Annotated in this window: 21 protein-coding genes; 16 read left to right on the top strand and 5 right to left on the bottom strand. The window is 69.8% G+C overall.

Annotated features, from left to right (window positions below):
- The first annotated feature begins 2 nt into the window (after window positions 1-2).
- The 6 genes from IU449_RS07300 (at window position 3) to IU449_RS07275 (ending at window position 5,882) form a co-directional block, all read left to right on the top strand.
- Complete coding sequence (locus IU449_RS07300; RefSeq protein ID WP_195001126.1) at window positions 3-641, top strand: PadR family transcriptional regulator; 639 nt, start codon at window positions 3-5, stop codon at window positions 639-641.
- A gap of 59 nt (window positions 642-700) precedes the next feature.
- A complete protein-coding gene (locus IU449_RS07295) occupies window positions 701-1,699 on the top strand; it encodes an esterase/lipase family protein (protein WP_195001125.1) in 999 nt (332 codons plus the stop codon).
- Window positions 1,700-1,784: 85 nt separating this feature from the next.
- A complete protein-coding gene (gene def, locus IU449_RS07290) occupies window positions 1,785-2,342 on the top strand; it encodes a peptide deformylase (RefSeq protein ID WP_195001124.1) in 558 nt (185 codons plus the stop codon).
- The gene (gene fmt, locus IU449_RS07285) at window positions 2,342-3,265 is read left to right on the top strand and encodes a methionyl-tRNA formyltransferase (protein ID WP_195001123.1); all 924 of its coding nucleotides are present in this window, start codon (window positions 2,342-2,344) and stop codon (window positions 3,263-3,265) included. Before def ends, fmt begins: the two co-directional genes overlap by 1 nt.
- Window positions 3,266-3,885: 620 nt before the next feature.
- Window positions 3,886-5,283, top strand: a complete 1,398-nt coding sequence (locus IU449_RS07280) for an RsmB/NOP family class I SAM-dependent RNA methyltransferase (RefSeq protein WP_324188120.1) — start codon at window positions 3,886-3,888, stop codon at window positions 5,281-5,283.
- A 242-nt stretch (window positions 5,284-5,525) separates the two neighbouring features.
- Window positions 5,526-5,882: an MmcQ/YjbR family DNA-binding protein gene (locus IU449_RS07275; protein WP_195001121.1), complete on the top strand. Its 357-nt coding sequence runs from the start codon at window positions 5,526-5,528 to the stop codon at window positions 5,880-5,882.
- Here IU449_RS07275 and IU449_RS07270 read toward each other — a convergent pair.
- Together IU449_RS07270 and IU449_RS07265 are read right to left on the bottom strand one after the other, a co-directional pair.
- Window positions 5,879-6,667: an RNA polymerase sigma factor SigF gene (locus IU449_RS07270; RefSeq protein WP_195002377.1), complete on the bottom strand. Its 789-nt coding sequence runs from the start codon at window positions 6,665-6,667 to the stop codon at window positions 5,879-5,881. The two genes, IU449_RS07275 and IU449_RS07270, sit on opposite strands and share 4 nt — an antisense overlap.
- A 146-nt stretch (window positions 6,668-6,813) precedes the next feature.
- A complete protein-coding gene (locus tag IU449_RS07265) occupies window positions 6,814-7,236 on the bottom strand; it encodes an ATP-binding protein (RefSeq protein WP_195001120.1) in 423 nt (140 codons plus the stop codon).
- Between the two features lie 98 nt (window positions 7,237-7,334).
- Between IU449_RS07265 and rpe the strand changes: the two genes are divergently transcribed.
- Window positions 7,335-7,988: a ribulose-phosphate 3-epimerase gene (rpe, locus tag IU449_RS07260; protein ID WP_195002375.1), complete on the top strand. Its 654-nt coding sequence runs from the start codon at window positions 7,335-7,337 to the stop codon at window positions 7,986-7,988.
- A gap of 5 nt (window positions 7,989-7,993) precedes the next feature.
- Here rpe and IU449_RS07255 read toward each other — a convergent pair whose 3' ends face one another.
- Window positions 7,994-8,500 carry a hypothetical protein gene (locus IU449_RS07255; RefSeq protein ID WP_228803776.1) on the bottom strand — a complete coding sequence of 169 codons (507 nt, stop codon included), beginning with the start codon at window positions 8,498-8,500 and terminating at the stop codon, window positions 7,994-7,996.
- A gap of 287 nt (window positions 8,501-8,787) precedes the next feature.
- On the opposite strand from IU449_RS07255, the gene IU449_RS07250 reads away from it, so the two are divergent.
- The 4 genes from IU449_RS07250 (at window position 8,788) to IU449_RS07235 (ending at window position 11,817) form a co-directional block, all read left to right on the top strand.
- Window positions 8,788-9,414, top strand: coding sequence for a riboflavin synthase (locus IU449_RS07250; protein WP_195001119.1), 627 nt, complete (start codon window positions 8,788-8,790; stop codon window positions 9,412-9,414).
- Between the two features lie 168 nt (window positions 9,415-9,582).
- On the top strand, window positions 9,583-10,827 hold the full coding sequence (locus IU449_RS07245; RefSeq protein ID WP_195001118.1) for a bifunctional 3,4-dihydroxy-2-butanone-4-phosphate synthase/GTP cyclohydrolase II: 1,245 nt from the start codon (window positions 9,583-9,585) through the stop codon (window positions 10,825-10,827).
- 52 nt (window positions 10,828-10,879) lie between these two features.
- The gene (ribH, locus tag IU449_RS07240; RefSeq protein WP_195001117.1) at window positions 10,880-11,359 is read left to right on the top strand and encodes a 6,7-dimethyl-8-ribityllumazine synthase; all 480 of its coding nucleotides are present in this window, start codon (window positions 10,880-10,882) and stop codon (window positions 11,357-11,359) included.
- Entirely contained in the window at window positions 11,356-11,817 is a 462-nt protein-coding gene (locus IU449_RS07235; protein ID WP_195001116.1) for a PH domain-containing protein, read from the top strand. Before ribH ends, IU449_RS07235 begins: the two co-directional genes overlap by 4 nt.
- A 25-nt stretch (window positions 11,818-11,842) precedes the next feature.
- On the opposite strand, the gene IU449_RS07230 is transcribed toward IU449_RS07235, so the two are convergent.
- Both IU449_RS07230 and IU449_RS07225 read right to left on the bottom strand, forming a co-directional pair.
- The gene (locus IU449_RS07230; RefSeq protein ID WP_195001115.1) at window positions 11,843-13,813 is read right to left on the bottom strand and encodes a gamma-glutamyltransferase family protein; all 1,971 of its coding nucleotides are present in this window, start codon (window positions 13,811-13,813) and stop codon (window positions 11,843-11,845) included.
- Between the two features lie 91 nt (window positions 13,814-13,904).
- Window positions 13,905-15,209 carry a bifunctional o-acetylhomoserine/o-acetylserine sulfhydrylase gene (locus IU449_RS07225; RefSeq protein ID WP_195001114.1) on the bottom strand — a complete coding sequence of 435 codons (1,305 nt, stop codon included), beginning with the start codon at window positions 15,207-15,209 and terminating at the stop codon, window positions 13,905-13,907.
- A gap of 129 nt (window positions 15,210-15,338) precedes the next feature.
- Between IU449_RS07225 and IU449_RS07220 the strand changes: the two genes are divergently transcribed.
- The 5 genes from IU449_RS07220 to whiA all read left to right on the top strand — a co-directional run bounded on the left by IU449_RS07220 (window position 15,339) and on the right by whiA (window position 21,080).
- Window positions 15,339-15,863, top strand: coding sequence for an HAD family hydrolase (locus tag IU449_RS07220; RefSeq protein ID WP_195001113.1), 525 nt, complete (start codon window positions 15,339-15,341; stop codon window positions 15,861-15,863).
- A 42-nt stretch (window positions 15,864-15,905) separates the two neighbouring features.
- Complete coding sequence (gene uvrC / locus IU449_RS07215; protein ID WP_195001112.1) at window positions 15,906-17,975, top strand: excinuclease ABC subunit UvrC; 2,070 nt, start codon at window positions 15,906-15,908, stop codon at window positions 17,973-17,975.
- Between the two features lie 137 nt (window positions 17,976-18,112).
- The gene (gene rapZ / locus IU449_RS07210; protein WP_228803774.1) at window positions 18,113-19,063 is read left to right on the top strand and encodes an RNase adapter RapZ; all 951 of its coding nucleotides are present in this window, start codon (window positions 18,113-18,115) and stop codon (window positions 19,061-19,063) included.
- Window positions 19,060-20,106 (top strand): gluconeogenesis factor YvcK family protein, encoded by a 1,047-nt coding sequence (locus tag IU449_RS07205; RefSeq protein ID WP_195001111.1) that lies wholly within the window; start codon window positions 19,060-19,062, stop codon window positions 20,104-20,106. The genes rapZ and IU449_RS07205 overlap by 4 nt, the downstream gene beginning before the upstream one ends.
- The gene (whiA, locus tag IU449_RS07200; RefSeq protein WP_195001110.1) at window positions 20,097-21,080 is read left to right on the top strand and encodes a DNA-binding protein WhiA; all 984 of its coding nucleotides are present in this window, start codon (window positions 20,097-20,099) and stop codon (window positions 21,078-21,080) included. Before IU449_RS07205 ends, whiA begins: the two co-directional genes overlap by 10 nt.
- Window positions 21,081-21,174 lie beyond the last annotated feature (94 nt).

The following is a 21,174-nucleotide window of genomic DNA, read 5'->3' as shown; positions in this document are numbered from 1 at the left end:
CAATGGAGAACAGCTACGGAAATCATCGCCACCCGCACGGACACCGGCGCGGCCCGAAGGATGTCGAGCGCCGGGCTCATCGGCGCGGGCCCAGGCACGGTTTCGGTCCCGACTTCGGTCCCGGCGCCGGCTTCGGTCCGGGGTTCGGGCCGCACGTCGGACGCGGCCGCGGGCGCGGCGGACGCGGCAGGCGCGGCGACGTCCGCGCGGCCGTACTGCTGCTGCTCACCGAGCGACCCATGCACGGTTACGAACTCATCCAGCAGATCAGGGAACGCAGCGACGACATCTGGCGCCCCAGCCCCGGGTCGATCTACCCCGCCCTCTCCCAACTCGAGGACGAGGGCCTGGTGATCATCGACAAGGTCGCCGGTCGCAAGACCGCGGAGCTGACCGACGAGGGCGTCGCCTACGTCGCCGAGAACCGGGACGAACTGGGCGACCCGTGGGCCGATGTGAAGAACGACGTCGGCGCCCAGGCGATCGACCTGCGCGCACTGGTCGGCCAGTTGATGGGCGCGGTGGCCCAGGTAGCGGCGGTCGGCACCCCCGAACAAGCGGCCAAAGCCGCCGACGTGCTCAACGAAGCGCGGAAGTCGCTCTACCGCATCCTCGCCGAGGACGACACTCCGCAATCCTGAGACGTTCCTGATATCTCCTCGCGATGCGCCGTGTCGCGCTTTCGGGGGATCATTGGGACATGCAACAACTGGGGAGTGGTCGTGGGCGGGGAGTGTCACAAGCGGTGCGCGCCACGACAATCGGAATTCTGACAGTCGTGGCGCTCGTCATCGCCACGGCTACCGCATCCGGGGAGCCCGCCGCGGTTCCGACCGTCGCGGGCCCGATTCAATCCGACCATCTCGGAGCCGCCCTCTATCAGAGGCAGCATCAGAACGTGACCCCCTCGGGGACCAATGATTTCGACTGCCGCCCCGATGCCGGACATCCCAGGCCCGTGGTCCTCGCGCACGGCACCGATTCCTCCGCCTACTCCGACTGGTCGGCGATCGGGCCGAGCCTGGTGGCTGCCGGATTCTGCGTCTTCGCCCCGAACTACGGCGCCGCGGTGGGCGCGGATACCTACGGCACCGAGGATCTGCGGGACAGTGCCGTGCAGATCGGCGCGTTCGTCGACCGTGTCCTGGCCGAGACCGGCGCGCAACAGGTCGATCTCGTCGGTTTCTCCCAGGGCGCCAACGTAACCCGCTACTACGTCAACAAACTGGGGGGAGCGCCGAAGGTCGCACGCTGGATCGGACTGGCCTCGCCCACCTACGGCGGCGTGATGTACGGGCTGGTCCCCGTCGCGCAGGCCATCCCGGGCGCGCTCGACCTCTTCGCGACGGTCACCTCACTGGCCGCGGTGCAGCAGGCCCAGGGATCGCCGACCATGCTGGCGCTCAACGAGGGCGGCGACACGGTGCCCGGCGTCGAGTACGTGACCGTCGGCAGCCGGGTCGACGAGATGATCCAGCCGTTCGAGAACATCGCGCTGCGCGGCCAGGGCGCCCGCAATATCGCCATCCAGGATCTGTGCCCGCAGAACCTGACCGGCCACTTCCACATGGTCTACGACCCGTTCGTCCGGGATCTGCTCCTGACGGTGCTCGATCCCGGCCACGCTCCCGAACCGGTCTGCGTGCCGGTAGCCCTGGGCACCGGCATCCCGCAGGTGATCATCGCGGGCAACTCCTGAGCGCATCGGCTCACGCGCTCCAGGGGCGCTCGGCGCCGGTCACTAGAATGAATCGACCGTATCCGTTGTTCTGCCGGGAGCCATTGTGACCATCCAGCCCGTTCGCCTGTTCGGCGATCCCATCCTGCGCGCGCGTGCGTCGGAGGTCACCGAGTTCGATCGGGAGTTGCGTCAGCTCGTCACCGACCTCGCCGACACCATGCACGACGACGGCGGTGTCGGCATGGCCGCCCCGCAGATCGGCGTCGGCCTGCGCGTGTTCGTCTACGACACCGGCGACATGGCGGGCCACCTGGTCAACCCGACCTATACCGTGATCGGCGACGAAGAACAGGTCGGCCCCGAGGGCTGCCTGTCGATCCCCGGCCTGCGCTACGACACCCGTCGTGCGCTGCGGGTCCGGGTATCCGGTGTCGACTACGACGGCGAGCCCGTCGCGTTCGACGCCGAGGAGCTACTCGCCCGCTGCGTACAGCACGAAACCGACCATCTCGACGGGGTGTTGTTCATCGACCGGCTCGACCCCGCCGCCCGAAAGGAAGCGATGCGCGCAATCCGCGAATCCGATTGGTTCGAGGCAGGAATCACCGTGCGCGGCAGCCGCGGTGCAGGACAGGCCGGACCGTTCGGGCGGACCCGCTGATGCGCCTGGTCTTCGCGGGCACACCCGAACCGGCTGTCCCGTCGCTGCGCAGGCTGATCGCCTCGCCGAGGCACGAGGTGGTCGCCGTGGTCACCCGTCCCGACGCCGTCGCCGGTCGCGGACGCAAGGTGACCAGGTCGCCGATCGGGGCGCTGGCCGACGTACACGACATCCCGGTGCTCACACCCGCCAAGCCGTCGGACCCCGAATTCCTCGGCCGACTGCGCGAATTGGCGCCGGACTGCTGCCCGGTGGTCGCCTACGGCGCCTTGCTGCCGCAGGTCGCCCTGGACATCCCGCGCCACGGCTGGGTCAACCTGCACTTCTCCCTGCTGCCCGCCTGGCGCGGCGCAGCGCCGGTGCAGGCCGCCATCAACGCCGGTGACGAGATCACCGGCGCGAGTACCTTCCGGATCGAGAAGGGGCTCGACAGCGGACCCGTCTACGGCGTGATCACCGAGAAGATCGGCGCGGGCGACACCGCGGGCGACCTGCTGGGCAGGCTCGCCGAGACCGGCGCGCACCTGCTCGAGACCACCATGGACGGCATCGAGGACGCGACATTGCACGCCGTGCCGCAGCCCGCCGAGGGCCTGTCCTACGCGCCCAAGGTGACCACGGAGGACGCGCGGGTGCGCTGGGATCAGCCCGCGCTCGCCGTCGACCGCCGAATCCGCTCGGTCACGCCCGCGCCGGGCGCCTGGACGCTGGTCGGCGGTGAACGGATCAAACTCGGGCCGGTGGAGATGGTGCAGGAGGAATTGCCGGAACGAGTCATCGAGGTCCGCAAGTCCGGCGTGTTCGTCGGCACCGCCACCACCGCGTTGCGTCTGGGCATGGTCCAGCCCCCGGGCAAGAAGATGATGCCCGCCCTCGACTGGGCCCGCGGCGCGCGCCTCGAGCCGGGCGCGGTGGTCGAATGAGTCCCGCATCCGGACGTCCCGATCGCGACGACCCGCGCGCGAAGAAGATCTCCGATCGCGACGTCGACGGCGGCTGGGCCCGTCGCGCCGCCCGCGACCAGGAGGCGCGCAAGGAAGGGCGCAATCCGAATCGTCCCGATCAGGGTGATCCCGATGAGCGTCGCTCCCCGAATCGCGGTGGGAGCGGCGGTCGCGCCATGCGTTCCGGTGCGGGGCGTACCGGCGGATCATGGGAGTCGCGTGAGCCCGGATCGCGTCGTGCCCGCGGCGACAACCCACCCGCGCGACGCCGCTCCGGTGACGGGGATCGTCCGCTCGGCGGGGATGCTCGCCGGTCCGGTGGCGCTCGGGCGGGTGATCGCCGGGAACGCGGCGGCTCGGAAGAAGGACGTCGGTGGGACTCCGAACAATCGCAAGCACGAGGCGGCGAGACGCGCCGTAGTGCATTTGAGGGCCGTGCACCGGAAAGGGCGGCGGAAGGTCGTAACCGCCGATCGGGTGGTGATACTCAGGGCGGGCCTCGCGCGCAACGTCAGCGCGAGACCGGGCGAGGCGGCGCCGGAAGGCAAGGACCGCACGACGATTCGCGCTCCTTCGGCGGCAAGGTGGAGCGCGGGACCGTGGCCGGGAAATCCGGTGGCGGGAAGGCTGCGGGCGGTAGATCGGTCAAGCGCGCGAACCGCGGCGGTGCGGACGGTCCACGCGAGGTCGCGCTCGAGGTGTTGCGCGCCGTGCGCGAGCGCGACGCCTACGCCAATCTCGTGCTGCCCGGCCTGCTCCGGGACCGCGGGATCGAAGGCAGGGACGCGGCGCTGGCGACCGAACTGACCTACGGTGCCTGCCGATCGCAGGGACTGCTGGACGCGGTGATCGCGCATTGTGCCGGTCGGCCGATCGAGGAGATCGACGGGCCGCTGCTGGATGTGCTGAGGCTGGGCGTGTACCAATTGCTGCGCACCAGGATCGGTGCGCACGCCGCGGTGGACACCTCCGTCGGGCTCGCTCGGGCCGAATTCGGCATGGGCAGGTCGGGTTTCGTGAATGCCGTGCTGCGCAAGGCGGCGCAACGGTCGGTCGAGGAGTGGGTCGAGGAGCTCGCGCCCGCCGATCCGGTGGGCAAGCTGGCCTTCGAATTCGCGCATCCGGTATGGATCGCACAGGCTTTCGCCGACGCGCTCGGCGCGCGTGCCACGGAACTGGCACAGTTGCTGGCCGCCGACGACGAACGTCCGACCGTGCACCTGGTGGCGCGCCCGGGGGAGATCACCGCGGAGGAACTGGCGCTGGTGACAGGTGGCGAGGAAGGCCGCTGGTCGCCCTACGCGGTGTACCTCGACGGTGGCGATCCCGCCCAGCTCGAGCCGGTGCGCGAAGGCATGGCGGCGGTACAGGACGAGGGCAGTCAATTGGTCGCGCTGGCTCTCACCCGCGCACCGCTGGACGGCCGGGACGGCGGGCGATGGCTCGATCTGTGCGCCGGCCCCGGCGGTAAGGCCGCCCTGCTCGGTGCGCTGGCCGCCATCGACGGTTTCGTGGTCGACGCCGTCGAACCGGCCGAGCATCGTGCCGAACTGGTCCGCAAGTCCACCAAGGATCTGCCGGTGCGGGTGCACGTCGCCGACGGACGGGACAGCGGCCTGACCCCCGGCTACGACCGCATCCTGGTCGACGCCCCCTGCACCGGACTGGGCGCGCTACGTCGCAGGCCGGAGGCGCGCTGGCGCCGCAGCCCCGCCGATGTCCGCGATCTCGTGCGATTGCAGCGTGAATTGCTCTCCGCCGCTTGGGATCTGCTGCGCCCCGGTGGCGTAGTCGTGTACTCGACCTGCTCGCCGCACCTGTCCGAGACGGTGTCGGTGGTCGCCGACCTCGTGCGTCGCACCGACGCCGAACAACTCGACACCCGAGCATTGCTGCCCGGCGTGACCGATGTCGGCGACGGCCCGGCCGCGCAGCTGTGGCCGCACCGGCACGGGACCGACGCCATGTTCCTGGCGGCTCTGCGCAAGCCGAGCTGACCCGGACACCCGCCGATCCCCGCCCGAATCGGGCGGGGATCGCTGTCGCCGCGCCGGCACAGATCGGGCCGACCTGGCCGGCCGATCGAACAGCGTCGATCGAACGATCTGCCGGGTGCGGCCGATCTGACCGGCCGCGGTTGGCCGGACCCGGCTGACCGGGGCGCGGCCCGAGTCCGGGACAGGCCCCGTGGTTCCGTTCGTCCAATCCGGGACGAGTAGTCGGGGTGCACACTGGTCCGATGGCTGTGACCTGGCAAGACGTGGTGACGATGGCGACCGGTCTCCCGGAGGTCGAGGAATCGACCTGGTGGCGTAGCCCGGCGTTGAAGGTGGCGGGCAAGGGGTTCGCGCGGCTGCGGGTGGAAGCCGAGGGCGGGCTGGCGCTGCGCTGCTCGATGGCCGAGAAGGAGTACCTGCTGGCCTCCGGCGATCCGGCCTTCTACACGACGCCGCACTACGACGGGCATCCCTACATTCTGTGCGATCTGGATCGAATCGACGCCTGCCGTCTGATGGAGCTGCTCGACGCCGCCTGGTGGCAGAGCGCTTCCGCCCCGGTCCGGCGGCGCAGGGAGCGCGCGGAGCGCGGGCGCTAGTCGCGCGCGGAGAGTTCGCGCAGGCGTGCGAGGGTCTTGGCGAGGATTCGCGAGACATGCATCTGCGAGATGCCCATCTGCTTGGCGATCTGGGTCTGGGTCATGGACTCGAAGAACCGCATGGTCAGGATGCGGCGCTCGCGTTCGGGCAGGCCGGCGAGCAGCGGGCGGATCGCGACGTACTCCTCGACCCGCTCGAACTGGGCTTCCTCCTCACCGAGCGTGTCCAGCAGCGAGGCGTCGGATTCGCGGCCCAGCGAGGCGGCATCGATGGAACTGGGCTGGTAGGCGTTGCCCGCGATGACGGCCTGGGTGACCTCGTCGGGGTCGACGCCGAGTTCGGCGGCGATCTCCTTGGCGGTGGGGGAGCGGCCGAGCGACTGCGAGAGGGTGTCGATCGCGGCGCCGATGCGCAGGTGGGTCTCCTTGACCCGCCGCGGCACGCGCATCGCCCAGGTGTGGTCGCGGAAGTAGCGACGGACCTCACCCATGATCGTCGGTACCGCGAAGGACAGGAAGTTCGAGCCGCGCGCGGGATCGAATCGATCCACGGCATGCACGAGGCCGACCCGGGCGACCTGGGTGAGGTCGTCGAAGGGTTCTCCGCGGCCGCTGAACTTGCGGGCGATGTGATCGGCCAGGGGTACGCACCGGCGGATCAGTTCCTCGCGCAGGGCGAGGCGTTCCGGCGTGCCCGCCGCGGCGGCGGCCAGACGCTCGAACAGTTCGCTCAGATCGTCGTAGCCGCCCGCGGAACCTGCCTCCGCGACCGTCTCCGCGGCCACCTCAGCGTCGGCGTCGGCCTCCGCGTCCAGGTCGGTGCCGGACTCCACGGGATCGTCTACGGTGTCAACCGGATCGTCCGCGCCGTCGGCATCGGCTGTCGTGGTGCGGGTGTGTTTCGGGCCGGAGGAGCGTTCAGCGGCCACCACTACGCTTTCCCCCGGACCCGACGGAAGGTGACCGTCGTGGGATATCCGGAGAGTGCCGGGTCGTGCGAATCCTGTCTCACCTCCACCGAATCGGTGAGGGTGCGCAGCACATGCCAGCCGAAGCTGTGCTGATCGGGCAGACCTTCTGTCGCCGCGAGACCGGTGACGCGCACCAGTAATTCGCGGTCCCCGATGCTGAACCAGCAGTCCAGGTTGCTGCCGGGCGCGGCGACCGCGATCAGGGTCGAGCACACCTCGTCGACGGCGAGCCGGATGTCGGCCACCTCGTCCAGAGTGAAATCACTGAGTAGGACCAATGTTTCGGCGAGCCCACGCACGATGGGCAGTTGTGTGACCGATGCGGCCACCCGTATCTCCACCGGGGTGCTGAACAACCCCTGTTCCGCCGAAATGTTGATCACCTTGCCCAGGCTACCCATTCCCGCCCCCTGCCAATCGGATCAGGTCCACTCGCCTACACTCGCGCCTTGTGTCCACGTATTCCCGGCCCGCCGAGCCGATGATCGCACCGTCCATTCTATCCGCGGACTTCGCGCACCTGGCTGACGAAGCGCGCCGGGTCGAGGGTTCGGACTGGCTGCACGTCGACGTGATGGACGCCCATTTCGTGCCGAACCTCACACTCGGCCTGCCGGTGGTGCAGAGCCTGCTGAAGGCCACCGACATCCCGCTGGACTGCCACCTCATGATCGAGGATCCGGGTCGCTGGGCCCCGCCGTACGCGGAGGCGGGTGCGTACAATGTCACCTTTCACGCCGAGGCCACCGACGATCCCGTCGCGGTCGCGCGCGACATCCGGGCGGCGGGCGCCAAGGCCGGGCTGTCGGTCAAGCCGAACACCCCGATCGAGCCGTACCTGGAGATACTGAAGAACTTCGACACGTTGCTCGTGATGAGCGTGGAACCGGGCTTCGGCGGCCAGTCGTTCATCCCGCACGTTCTCGACAAGGCGCGCACGGTGCGCAGGCTGGTCGATTCCGGCGAATTGCGGCTGGTCGTGGAAATCGACGGCGGTATCAACGCCGACACCATCGAGCAGGCGGCCGCGGCGGGCATCGACTGCTTCGTCGCCGGATCGGCCGTCTACAACACCGATGATCCCGGCGCCACCGTCGAGAAGCTGCGCAGGCAGGCCGCCGCCGCCCGCGGCTGACCGGCTCACCGCCCGCGGCGCGGCCCCGGTGTGCCCAGGGCCAGCGTGGCATCGACGACGGCTTTCAACGCGGGGAGCGCGGTACGTTCGGCGGGCGGTTCGACCCAGGTCCGACAGCCCGTGCGTTCGTCCTCGGGGGAGGGCAGCACGACATCGCTTCCGGTCGAGGCCACCGTCGCGAACATCCGGAACAGGTGCGCCGAATCCGCTGTCCCGACCGAGCCCGCGCCCGCCGAACCGGTGAGGAACGTCCAGCGCTGCGAACGCCGGTGCTCGACGACGGGCGTGGCGATCCCGCTGCCCGCGAGCCGTTCGCGTACCTGTTCGCCGAGTGGGGCGGGCATGGTGACGGCGCGGTATTCGGCACCGATCGGCAGGACGATGTGACGGGCGCGAATGTCGACCTCGGCGTTCAGATCGTGCTCGCGTCGATAGCGGTCGCAACGGGTGGCCAGCGCGGCCGCCGGGGGCTCGCTCGGGTGGTGCGATCTCGTTTCCGGCAAGGTGCTCATCCGGTTCTCCGGTCCGACGACGATGCGGTCTGTGTGGGAACGAACTAGGTAACGATTCTGCATCCGCGCTGGACGCGTCCGCAGCGAATACGGTAAAGAAACCCCTCACCCTGTTTTCTTCCGACTTTCCGGTCCGGTTTCTCCCACTGAATGCGACGGCGCCGCCATCGACGGTGAGGTGCGTCGTTAGGCTGACCGTCAACCCGGTGGTGGGGTACCGGTGGTGGGGGAATAGCGCCCGAAGACGCGCTGTTCCCGCTGGTATCAGGACGGACAAGGAGTCAGGGATGTTCACAGGCATCGTCGAGGAACTGGGCGAGGTCGTCGCCGTCGAACGGCTGGCCGACGCCGCTCGGCTGACGATTCGAGGAAAGCTCGTGACCTCCGATGCCGGGCACGGCGATTCCATCGCCGTCAACGGTGTCTGTCTGACCGTCGTCGACGATGTGATCGACGGCGACTCCTTCACCGTCGACGTGATGCAGGAGACCCTGGATCGCTCCAGCATCGGCGGACTCACCGAGGGCTCCCGGGTGAACCTCGAGCGCGCCGCCGCGCTCGACAGCCGGCTGGGCGGGCATCTGGTCCAGGGCCACGTGGACGGCACCGGCACCGTGCTCGCCCGCACACCCTCGCAGAACTGGGAGGTGGTTCGGATCTCACTGCCCGATGCCATCGCGCGGTATGTGGTGGAGAAGGGCTCGATCACCGTCGACGGCATCTCGCTGACCGTCTCCGGTCTCGGCCGCGCCGACGTGCCCGCCGCCGACGGCCACCGGGACTGGTTCGAGATCTCGCTGATCCCCACCACGCTCGCGATGACCAACCTCGGCACCGCGGCGGTCGGCACCCGGGTGAACCTGGAGGTCGACGTGATCGCCAAGTACGTCGAGCGCCTCCAGCAGCGGGGCTGATCGTCCCGGACTTCCGGGGACGGCCGGCTCGTCCCCGGGCTCTTCGAACGGTAGCGGCCGGCGTCCCCGTCGTGGGCCTGCCGACCCCGTGGCAGGGGCCGCGAGCCGCGGCCGGGCGGACAGCGGCGATACTGTTCTAGACCTATTCATAGATGGAGCGCAGCAGACGTGACCAGGTTCGACACCATCGAGCGCGCAGTCGCCGACATCGCCGCCGGTAAGGCGGTTGTCGTCGTCGACGACGAGGACCGCGAGAACGAAGGCGATCTCATCTTCGCGGCGGAGAAGGCGACCCCCGAACTCGTCGCCTTCATGATCCGATACACCTCCGGTTACATCTGTGTGCCGCTGGTCGGCGACGACTGCGACCGGCTCGGTCTGCCGCCGATGTACGCCACGAACCAGGACAAGCACGGCACCGCCTACACGGTGTCGGTGGACGCGCGCGAGGGCATCACCACCGGTATCTCCGCCGCCGACCGCGCCGCCACCATGCGCCTGCTCGCCTCGGCCGAGGCGAAGGCCGACGACCTGACCCGCCCCGGGCACGTCGTCCCGCTGCGCGCGAAGGAGGGCGGCGTACTGCGCAGGCCCGGCCACACCGAGGCGGCGGTGGATCTGGCGCGGATGGCCGGTCTGCGCCCGGCGGGCGTGATCTGCGAGATCGTCAGTCAGAAGGACGAGGGCCACATGGCGCGCACCGAGGAGTTGCGCGTCTTCGCCGACGACCACGATCTGGCGCTGATCTCCATCGCGGACATGATCGCCTGGCGGCGCAAGCACGAGAAGCAGGTCGTCCGGGTCGCCGAGGCGCGTATCCCCACCGCGCACGGCTCGTTCACCGCGGTGGGGTACACCAGCCTCTACGACGATGTCGAACACGTCGCCCTGGTGCGCGGTGACATCGGCGACGGCGAGGACGTGCTGGTGCGCGTGCACTCCGAATGCCTGACCGGCGATGTGTTCGGTTCGCTGCGCTGCGACTGCGGCCCCCAGCTCGACGCCGCTCTGGAGATGGTGGACACGGAGGGCCGTGGGGTCGTGCTGTACATGCGCGGTCACGAGGGACGCGGCATCGGCCTGATGCACAAACTCCAGGCCTACCAGCTGCAGGACTCCGGTCGCGACACGGTGGACGCCAACCTGGATCTCGGGCTGCCAGCCGACGCGCGCGACTACGGCACCGGCGCGCAGATCCTGGTGGACCTCGGCATCCGCTCCATGCGCCTGCTGACCAACAATCCGGCCAAGCGCGTCGGCCTGGACGGCTACGGCCTGACCATCACCGACCGGGTGCAGATGCCGTTGCGCGCCAATGCCGAGAACCTGCGTTATCTGCGCACCAAGCGCGACCGGATGGGCCACGACCTGGTCGGTCTCGACGATCTGGATCTGGGAGAGACCGCGCAGTGAGCGGCGGTCACGGGAAAGGTATTGCGACGGTCGTGAGAAAGGTATCTCGGAGATGAGCGGCACCGGCGTCCCCACCTTCGAACTGTCCGACGCGAAGGATCTGCGTCTGGCGATCGTCGCCTCCCGCTGGCACACCCAGATCTGCGACACCCTGGTCGCCAATGCCGAGCGGGTCGCGAAGGAAGCAGGCGTGCGACACGTGCGGGTGGTGCGCTGCGCCGGCGCGATGGAACTGCCCGTGGTGGCGCAGCAACTGGCTCGCACACACGACGCGGTGGTCGCCCTCGGCGTCGTGATCCGGGGTGGCACACCGCATTTCGAGTACGTGTGCGACGCGGTGACCTCCGGGCTGACCCGGGTCTCGCTGGACGAGTCCACCCCGGTGGCCAACGGCGTGCTCACCACGAACACCGAAGAGCAGGCACTGGACCGAGCCGGACTGCCCGGCTCGGCCGAGGACAAAGGCGAACAGGCGTGCGCGGCCGCGCTGGACGCGGCGCTGACCCTGCGCGCGCTGCGCGCCGAGGAATGACCGCCGTGGCGGAGGAGTGGGAGTTCGAGGTCCGGCCGAGGCGCTCGGTGCGCACCGCGTGGATCGTCGCGGTAAGCATCCTGGCGGTGTTCACCGTCGGTGGGGTGTTCCTGCGGAGTGGATCCACCGGGGTGAATTTCCGGGTGGTCGACCAGCTCGCGATGGTGGCGATCGGCCTGTTGATCGCGGGCGGCGTGCTGATGCTCACCCGGCCCCGGGTACGCGCCGGCGCCGAGGGCATCCAGGTGCGCGGAGTGCTTGGGGAGACGCTGTTCGGCTGGGATCAGGTGCGCGGAGTGAACTTCCCCGACCGCAAGTCGTGGGCGCGCCTGGAACTGGTCGACGACGATTACGTGCCGTTGCTGGCCATCCGCGCCAACGACAAGGAGCATGCCGCACAGGCCCTGGAGGGGCTGCGCGAGCTGGGCGCTCGGTACACCGCGACCGGCCGGAAGTAGTTCTACCCCCGCCGGGGGGCTCGGCTCAGCGGGTGTCGCCGAGAACGACGCCCTCCCGTCGTGGGTCGGCGCCACCGGTCCAGCCCTCGTCGCCGTCGCGGCGCAGCACGCTCAGTCCGCTGGTCTGGGGTGCTACCGAGACCTGGTGGCCCAGTTCGCGCAGTCGCCGTACCAGCGGATCGTTCGCGCCGTCGTCGGTGGTGTCGATCGCGGGATGCTCGCCGCCGATGCCGGTGACCGGGCTGTTGCCCGCGCCGAAGGACACCGCCGAGACCGCCTGCTGCGGGTTCAAACCCCAATCCAGCATGCCGATCAGGGTTTTGACGACGAACTGGATGATGACCGCGCCGCCCGGGGACCCGGTCACATAGGCGAGCGCGCCGCGCTCGCCGCTCGCGGCGCGGTCGAACACCAGAGTGGGCGCCATCGAACTGCGCGGCCGTTTGCCCGGTTCGAGGCGGTTGGCCACCGGTGTTCCGTCGGGTGCGGCGGGTTCGGCGGCGAAGTCGGTGAGCTGGTTGTTGAGCAGGAAGCCGTCGACCATGTGGAACGAGCCGAAGGCGGATTCGACGGTGGTCGTCATGGCGGCGGCATTACCGTAGCGGTCGACCACGCTGATGTGACTGGTGCCGTGTTCGGGCGGCTGTGGGCCGAGCCCGAGCGGGACCGGCCCCAGATCGCCCGGCCGGGCTTCACCCATGCTCCGACCCGGATCGATCAACGCGGAGCGCCCGCGCAGATAGTCCGGGGCGATCATGGCCTGCGGCGAACCGCCGGGCAGCGCGACGAATGCGGGGTCGGCGACATACTTGTTGCGATCGGCGTAGGCGAGCCGCTCGGCTTCGGCGATCAGATGCACTGCTTCGGCGCGCGGCGTGCCGCCGTCGAGGTCGGGATTCTGCGGTGCGAGCGCCGCCAGGTCGAAGTTCTCCAGGATGCCCAGCGTCGCGGCGACCGTGCTGCCGCCGGAGGAGGGTGCGGGCATGCCGCAGATCTCGTAGCCGCGATAGCCGTCGCACAGGGCGGTACGTTTCACCGGTTCGTAGCCGGCGAGGTCGGCGGTGCTCAGCAGCGAGGGCGTGCGTCCGCCGGTGGCCGAGCCCGCCGCGGCGACGATGTTCTCGGCGAGACCCCCGGTGTAGAAGGCGTCCGCGCCCTCGGTCGCCAGCGTGCTCAAGGTCTTCGACAGTGCCGGATTGGTCAGCACGGTACCCGCCGGTTCGGGTGTGCCGTCCGGTTGCAGGAAATATGCTCGCGCGTTCTCGTCGAGCGCGAGTTCGGCCGCGGAGTCCGCGATCTGGGCCGCCAGCCGGGGGCTGATGACGAAACCGCGGTCGGCGAGGGCGATGGCGGGATCGAACAGCTCCCGCCAGTCGGTCTTCCCGTGCTCGCGGTGGGCCAGCTCGAGCATGCGCAGCACTCCGGGGACGCCGACGGACCGTCCGCTGGCGCGGGCGTCGGGCTTCGGTGGGGTGCGGTCGGTGTCGCTGATCCAGCGCAGATAGTTCTCGGTCGCGGCGGCGGGCGCGGTCTCGCGGCCGTCGTAGGCCTCGACGGCGCCGGATGCGGCGTCGTAGTAGAGCAGGAAGGCGCCACCGCCGATGCCCGAGGCCTGCGGCTCCACCAGGCCGAGCACGAGCTGGGCGGTGACCAGTGCGTCGGCCGCGCTGCCGCCCTCGCGCAGCACCGCGCAGGCCGCCTCGGTGGCGATCGGGTTGGCGGTCGACACCGCGTAGGAACGGGTGGAGACCGGTGTCATGCCGCGGCGGAAGCCGGAGGCGATCTCGGGGTTCAGGCTGAGATCGCGTGCAGCGGAGGTGCCGGGCGGGGCCGGTGGGGCCGCGGTGAGTGCCGCCGCGTCGTCGGCGACCGCGCAGGCGTTCGCGGTCGGTGTCGTCTCCTCCCGCGTCGAGGTCGTACATCCGGTCACCGACCCGAGCACGAGCAGCGTGGCCGCGGCCACCCCGCCCCAGATCCGTCGCCTGCGTGCCACCATCACACGAAGGTAGCCCCGATGACGGGGCCGGAAACGCGAAATGGGCTGTCGCGGAGCGCGGCAGCCCATTTCCGGGTGTGTCGTCGGCGCGTCAGGAATCGACAGCGGCGAACCCGGTTTCGAGGTCGGCGATGATGTCGTCGATGTGCTCGATGCCCACGGCCAGGCGCACCAGGCCGGGAGTGACACCGGCGTTCAGCTGCTCTTCGGGGGTCAGCTGGGAGTGTGTGGTCGAGGCCGGGTGGATTACCAGCGAGCGGACGTCACCGATGTTGGCGACATGGCTGTGCAGGGTCAGCGCTTCCACGAAGCGCTTGCCCGCGTCGACGCCGCCGGACAGTTCGAAGCCGATGACCGCGCCGGTGCCCTTGGGCGCCAGCTCACGGCCGCGCCGGTGCCACGGCGAGGACTCCAGACCGGCGTAGAACACCGTGGTGACCTCCGGGCGCGCCGCCAGGAACTCGGCCACGGCCTGCGCGTTCTGCACGTGCCGTTCGATGCGCAGGCTGAGCGTCTCCAGACCCTGACTGATGAGGAAGGCGTTGAACGGCGAGAGCGCCGCACCCAGGTCACGCAGCAGTTGCACACGGGCCTTGAGGGCGTAGGCGGGCGCACCCAGGTCGGCGTACTTCACACCGTGGTAGCTCGGGTCGGGCTCGGTGAAGCCGGGGAAGCGGCCCCGGGTCCAGTCGAAGCCGCCGCCGTCGACGATCACGCCCGCGATGGCGGCGCCGTGGCCACCGAGATACTTCGTCGCCGAGTGGACGACGATATCGGCCCCGTGCTTCAGCGGCTGGATCAGGTACGGGGTGGCGACGGTGTTGTCCACGATCACCGGGATGCCTTCGGCGTGCGCCACCTCGGCGATGCCCGGGATGTCGAGGATGTGGTTCTGCGGGTTGGAGATGGTCTCACCGTAGAACGCCTTGGTGTTCGGGCGGATCGCCGCGCGCCACTGCTCCAGGTCGTCGGGGTCCTCCACGAAGGAAACCTCGATGCCCAGCCTGGGCAGGGTGTAGTGGAACAGGTTGTAGGTACCGCCGTAGAGCCGCGGGCTGGAGACGATGTGGTCACCGGCGCCCGCGATGTTCAGGATCGCGAAGGTCTCCGCGGCCTGGCCGGAGGCCAGTAGCAGCGCGGCGACGCCACCCTCGAGGGCCGCGATGCGCTGCTCGACGGCGTCCTGGGTGGGGTTCATGATGCGGGTGTAGATGTTGCCCGGCTCGGCCAGACCGAACAGCGCCGCCGCGTGCGCGGTGTCGCGGAAGGTGTAGGAGGTGGTCTGGTAGATGGGCAGCGCCCGCGCGTTGGTGGTGCCGTCGGGCACCTGACCGACGTGGATCTGCTTGGTTTCGAAGCTCCACTCGCGGGCCTGCTCGGCCGGATCGACTGTCATGGGCACAGACGTTAGGCAACCCTCGCAGATAAGTCACAGAGTTTCGCTCGAGGTGAACCGAAATGTTGCCGGATCGTGTCGCGACACGCGGTGCGCCGTGCCGAGTTCGATGATCGGTACGCTGGCCCGGTGGCGATCGAAGCGGTGTTGTTCGACTTCTCCGGCACGCTCTTCCGATGGGAGGCACTCCCGCCGTGGGGCGGTGAACGCAGTGCGGCCGACGATGTCCTCGGCGCGGACGGTCGCGCCGCCCCCGAACAGATCGATCCCGCGGGATGGACACCGTACCCGGACGCCGGCGCGGTACTGGACTTCCTTACCGCCCATGACATCCCGGTCGGCGTGGTGAGCAATCTGGCCTTCGACCCGCGGCCCGCCTTCTCCCGGCACGGCTGGGACTCCCGCATCGGCGCGTTCGCGCTGTCCCACGAGGTCGGCGCCGGGAAGCCGGACCCGCGTATCTTCCACGCAGCGCTGGACGAGCTCGGCGTGGACCCCGGTTCGGCCCTCATGGTGGGCGACAGCGCCGTCACCGACGGCGGGGCCACCGAGCTCGGCTGCCGGTTCGCGCTGGTCGACCCGCTACCCACCGCCGAGCGCCCCGACGCGCTGATCGACGCACTGCGCGCGCACGGCTTGGCCGTTCCGCGCTGAGTAGCGCCGGAGGGTGTCGGAGCCGGTCGATAGGCTGACGATGTGGCAGATCCAGCGACGTACCGGCCAGCGCCGGGCACCATCCCCGTCGAACCGGGCGTCTACAAATTCCGGGATTCCCACCGTCGGGTGATCTACGTCGGCAAGGCCAAGAGCCTGCGCTCGCGACTGAACTCCTACTTCGCCGACGTGGCCTCGCTGCACCCGCGGACCAGGCAGATGGTGACCACGGCGGCGAGCGTGGAATGGACAGTCGTCTCCACCGAGGTGGAGGCGCTGCAGCTGGAATACAACTGGATCAAGGAATTCGATCCGCGCTTCAATGTGCGCTACCGCGACGACAAGTCCTACCCGGTGCTCGCGGTCACCATGAACGAGCAGTACCCCCGGCTGTTCGTGTATCGCGGCGCGCGCAAGAAGGGCGTGCGCTACTTCGGCCCCTACGCGCACGCCTGGGCCATCCGCGAGACCCTGGATCTGCTGCTGCGGGTCTTCCCCGCACGCACCTGTTCGAACGGGGTCTTCAAGCGCCACCACCAGATCGGGCGCCCGTGCCTGCTCGGCTACATCGACAAGTGCTCGGCGCCGTGCGTCGGCCGGGTCGACGCGGCCGAGCATCGCGCGATCGTGGAGGATTTCTGCGACTTCCTCGCCGGGCGTACCGATCGCATGGTGCGTGAGCTGGAACGGCGCATGCACACCGCCGCCGAGGAGCTGGACTTCGAGAACGCCGCCCGGTTGCGCGACGACGTGCAGGCGCTGCGCCGGGCGCTGGAGAAGCAGGCGGTGGTGCTCGGCGACGGCACCGACGCGGACGTGATCGCCTTCGCCACCGACGAATTGGAAGTGGCGGTCCAGATCTTCCACGTCCGTGACGGCCGGGTGCGCGGCCAGCGCGGCTGGGTGGTGGACAAATCCGGCGACGCGGTCGACCTTCCCGTCGTAGGCGCGCAAGCGGATGAACGCACAGGGCCGGCGGGCGTGGCGTCCGGGGTGGACGAGACCGGTGCGCTCGTCGAACAGTTCCTCACTCAGTTCTACGGCGAGCAGGTCGCCTACGCCGATCAGAACCCCGCCGAACAACCCGCCGCCGTGGTGCCGCGGGAGGTGCTGGTCCCGGCGTTGCCTGTCGATCACGAGCAGGTCCAGCAGTGGCTGAGCACCTTGCGCGGTGCGGCGGTGCGGCTGCGGGTCCCCCAGCGTGGGGACAAGAAGGCGCTGGCCGAGACGGTCGAACGCAACGCGAAAGAAGCGCTGGCCCAGCACAAGCTCAAGCGAGCGGGCGATCTCACCGCGCGCTCGGCGGCGCTGCAGGACATCCAGGACGCACTGGACCTGGACACCGCGCCGCTGCGCATCGAGTGCGTCGACATCAGCCATGTGCAGGGCACCGACGTGGTCGCTTCGCTGGTGGTGTTCGAGGACGGGCTGGCGCGTTCCTCGGAGTACCGCCACTACGCCATCAAGGAAGCCGCAGGCGAGGGCCGCTCCGACGACGTGGGCAGCATCGCCGAGGTCACCCGCCGGCGCTTCTACCGGCTGCGCAAAGAGCGTGACGAGGCCGAGCGCGACGAACTCGACGGCACCGCTCCCGGCCTGCCGCTGGTCGACGGCGAGCAGGAGCTCGCGCGCCCCGGGATCGATCCGCGCACCGGCCGCCCGCGCAAGTTCGCCTATCCGCCCAATCTCTATGTCGTCGACGGTGGCGCGCCACAGGTGGCGGCCGCCGCGGAGGTGCTCGACGAACTGGGGATCACCGATGTCGCGGTGATCGGCCTGGCCAAACGACTGGAAGAGGTGTGGGTGCCCGGCGAACCCGATCCGGTCATCCTGCCGCGCAACAGCGAGGCGCTGTATCTCCTGCAGCGCATCCGCGACGAGGCGCACCGCTTCGCCATCACCTTCCACCGCAGCAAGCGCTCACGCCGGATGACGGCCTCGGCGCTGGACTCGGTGCGCGGCCTGGGCGCGGCGCGGCGCACCGCGCTGGTGACCCACTTCGGTTCGGTCGCCAAGCTCAAAGAGGCGACCGTCGAGCAGATCACGGAGGTGCCCGGCATCGGAGTGGCCACGGCGAAGGCCGTGCTGGCCGCGCTGCACGCGGAGTCGTAGCGGACAGACCGCGTGGGAGAAGCGGTGAACTGAGTGGGAGCTCGAGTTCGCCGTCGCGTACGTTGAGTGTCGGCGCCCGATCCTCATGCCGGTGCGCGATGATCGAAAGAGGCACTCTGACACGAACCCGGTAGGACATGACACGCGTCGAATCGAACAACACCGCGAGCCCGGCCGGCCGGCCCGCCGCGGGCAGGATCGAACAGCAGGCCGAGGTCGTCATCGTCACCGGGCTCTCCGGCGCGGGACGCGGCACCGCCGCCCGGGTCCTCGAGGACCTGGGCTGGTACGTCGCCGACAACCTGCCGCCCGAGCTGATCGGGCGGATGGTCGAACTCGGCGCCGCCGCCGACCCGCCGATCACCCGCTTGGCCCTGGTCATGGATGTGCGTTCGCGGTTCTTCACCGGCGAGCTCTCGGTGGTCACCGAACAACTGCGGGCCCTCGGCCTGCGCACCAGGGTGCTGTTCCTCGAGGCGTCCGACGACGTGCTGATCAGGCGGTTCGGCTTCGCCCGGCGTCGGCATCCGCTGCAGAGCGAGACCGCGGACGGCACGTTGTCCTCGGGCATCGCCGCCGAACGGGTGCGGTTGTCGGGAGTGAAGGCCGCGGCCGATCTGGTCATCGACACCACCGAACTGTCGATCCACCAACTGCATCGCAAGCTGGAAGAGGCCTACGGCAACGGTGCGCCCGCCGCGCTGCAACTGACCGTGCAATCCTTCGGCTTCAAGTACGGGGTTCCGCTCGACGCCGACATGGTGTTGGATGTGCGTTTTCTACCCAATCCGCATTGGATACCGGAACTGCGGGAACACTCGGGACAGGAGACCGTGGTCAGTGAGTACGTGCTGTCGCGCCCGGGCGCGACGGACTACCTGCACACCTGTCATCACCTGGTCGACCTCACGACGAGTGGCTACCGCCAAGAGGGGAAGCGATACATGACCGTGGCAGTGGGCTGCACGGGCGGCAGACATCGCAGCGTGGCGATCGCCGAGGCGCTGGGGGAGTTGATCAGCGCGGGCACAGCGGAGGATTCGGCCGAGCAGGTGCGGATCGTGCATCGGGATCTGGGGCGCGAATGACGGAATGGGAGACCAACCCGGCAGTCGTCGCGCTCGGCGGCGGTCACGGCCTCTACGCGACCTTGAGCGCGGTGCGCAGGCTGACGCGCCGGATCTGCGCGATCGTCACCGTGGCCGACGACGGGGGTTCCTCGGGCCGGCTGCGTACCGAACTGGGGATGCTGCCACCGGGTGATCTGCGCATGGCGCTGGCGGCGCTGGCCGGGGACCCGGACGGCGTCTGGGCGCGCACCCTGCAGCATCGCTTCGGTGGTTCGGGCGCGCTGGCGGGGCACTCGGTGGGCAATCTGATCCTGGCGGGCCTGACCGAGGTGCTCGGCAGTCCGGTGGCGGCGCTGGACCAGGTCGCCGCGATGCTGGATTCCACCGGCCGGGTGCTGCCCATGTCGCCGATCGCGCTGGACATCGAGGCCGACGTCGCGGGCCTGGAGTCCGATCCGCGGGTCAGCCGGTGCATCCGCGGCCAGGTCGCGGTGGCCACCACGCCCGGCAAGGTGCGCCGGGTGCGGCTGATCCCGTCGGATCCGCCCGCCGGCCCGGAGGCCACCTCGGCGATCGAGCACGCCGACGTGGTGGTGCTGGGGCCGGGGTCGTGGTTCACCAGCGTGATACCGCACGTGCTGGTCCCCGGTCTGCGCGACGCGCTGGTCTACACCAGGGCGCACAAGATCCTGGTGCTGAATCTGGCGGCCCAGCCCGGCGAGACCGCGGGCTTCTCGGCCGAGCGGCATCTGCACGTATTGTCACAGCACGCACCGGAATTCACCGTCGACGAGGTTCTGGTGGACTCCGGCTCGGTTCCGCCGGGCCGGGAACGCGAACATGTCGCAAGAGCCGCCGAACAACTGCGCGCGCGGGTAACGTTCTGCGATGTCGCCGAAACGGGGACCGATCGGCATCATCCCGGCAAGCTCGCCGCCGCCCTGGATCAGCTGATCCGGCAACCTCGGCCGCAGCCGGCGGGACTTCGAGTCGAGGGACGGCACATGGGCGCGGATGTGCGGTCCGGGTTGGGTGGAAAGGAGCGCGTCTCGTGGCGATGACAGCCGAGGTGAAGGACGAGCTGAGCAGGCTCTCGGTGTCGCAGGTGAGTTCCCGCAAGGCGGAGCTGTCGGCTCTGCTGCGTTTCGCGGGCGGCCTGCACATCGTGGGCGGGCGAGTGATCGTCGAGGCCGAGGTGGACATGGGTTCCATCGCCCGGCGGCTACGCCGGGAGATCTTCGAGCTGTACGGCTACGGGTCCGACGTGCATGTACTCGGCGTCGGCGGGTTGCGCAAGACCTCGCGCTACGTGGTGCGGGTGTCCAAGGAGGGCGAGGCGCTGGCGCGTCAGACCGGCCTGCTCGACGTGCGTGGCCGTCCGGTGCGCGGACTGCCCGCCCAGGTGGTCGGCGGCAGCATCGCCGATGCCGAGGCGGCTTGGCGCGGAGCGTTTCTCGCGCACGGATCGCTCACCGAACCCGGCCGATCCTCGGCCCTGGAGGTCAGCTGCCCCGGACCCGAGGCGGCGCTGGCGCTGGTCGGCGCGGCGCGCAGGCTCGGCATCACCGCCAAGGCGCGCGAGGTACGCGGCACCGATCGGGTGGTCGTACGCGACGGCGAGGCCATCGGCGCCCTGCTGACCAGGATGGGTGCCCAGGACACCCGGCTGACCTGGGAGGAACGCCGGATGCGTCGGGAGGTGCGCGCTACGGCGAACCGGCTGGCCAACTTCGACGACGCCAACCTGCGTCGCTCGGCGCGCGCCGCGGTCGCGGCGGCGGCCAGGGTGGAGCGGGCGCTGGAGATCCTCGGCGACGAGGTGCCCGATCATCTGGCCGCGGCGGGCAAGCTGCGCGTGGAGCACCGGCAGTCCTCGCTCGAGGAACTGGGTCAGCTCGCCGATCCGCCGATGACCAAGGACGCGGTGGCCGGGCGCATCCGGCGGCTGCTGTCGATGGCTGATCGGCGCGCCAGGGAATTGGGTGTGCCCGACACCGAGTCGGCGGTGACCGCGGAACTGCTCGACGAGGCCTGAGCGGATCCGGCCCGGCTCACGAATCCAAGGCGCGTGTCGGAGAGGTCCGGCGCTGCGATTAGGGTGGGTGGCGCATCGGAATTTATCCGCTTGA

It is taken from the genome of Nocardia higoensis (genome assembly GCF_015477835.1).
Taxonomy (GTDB): Bacteria; Actinomycetota; Actinomycetes; order Mycobacteriales; family Mycobacteriaceae; genus Nocardia; species Nocardia higoensis_A.
This window is presented reverse-complemented; position numbering and strand designations above follow the sequence as displayed.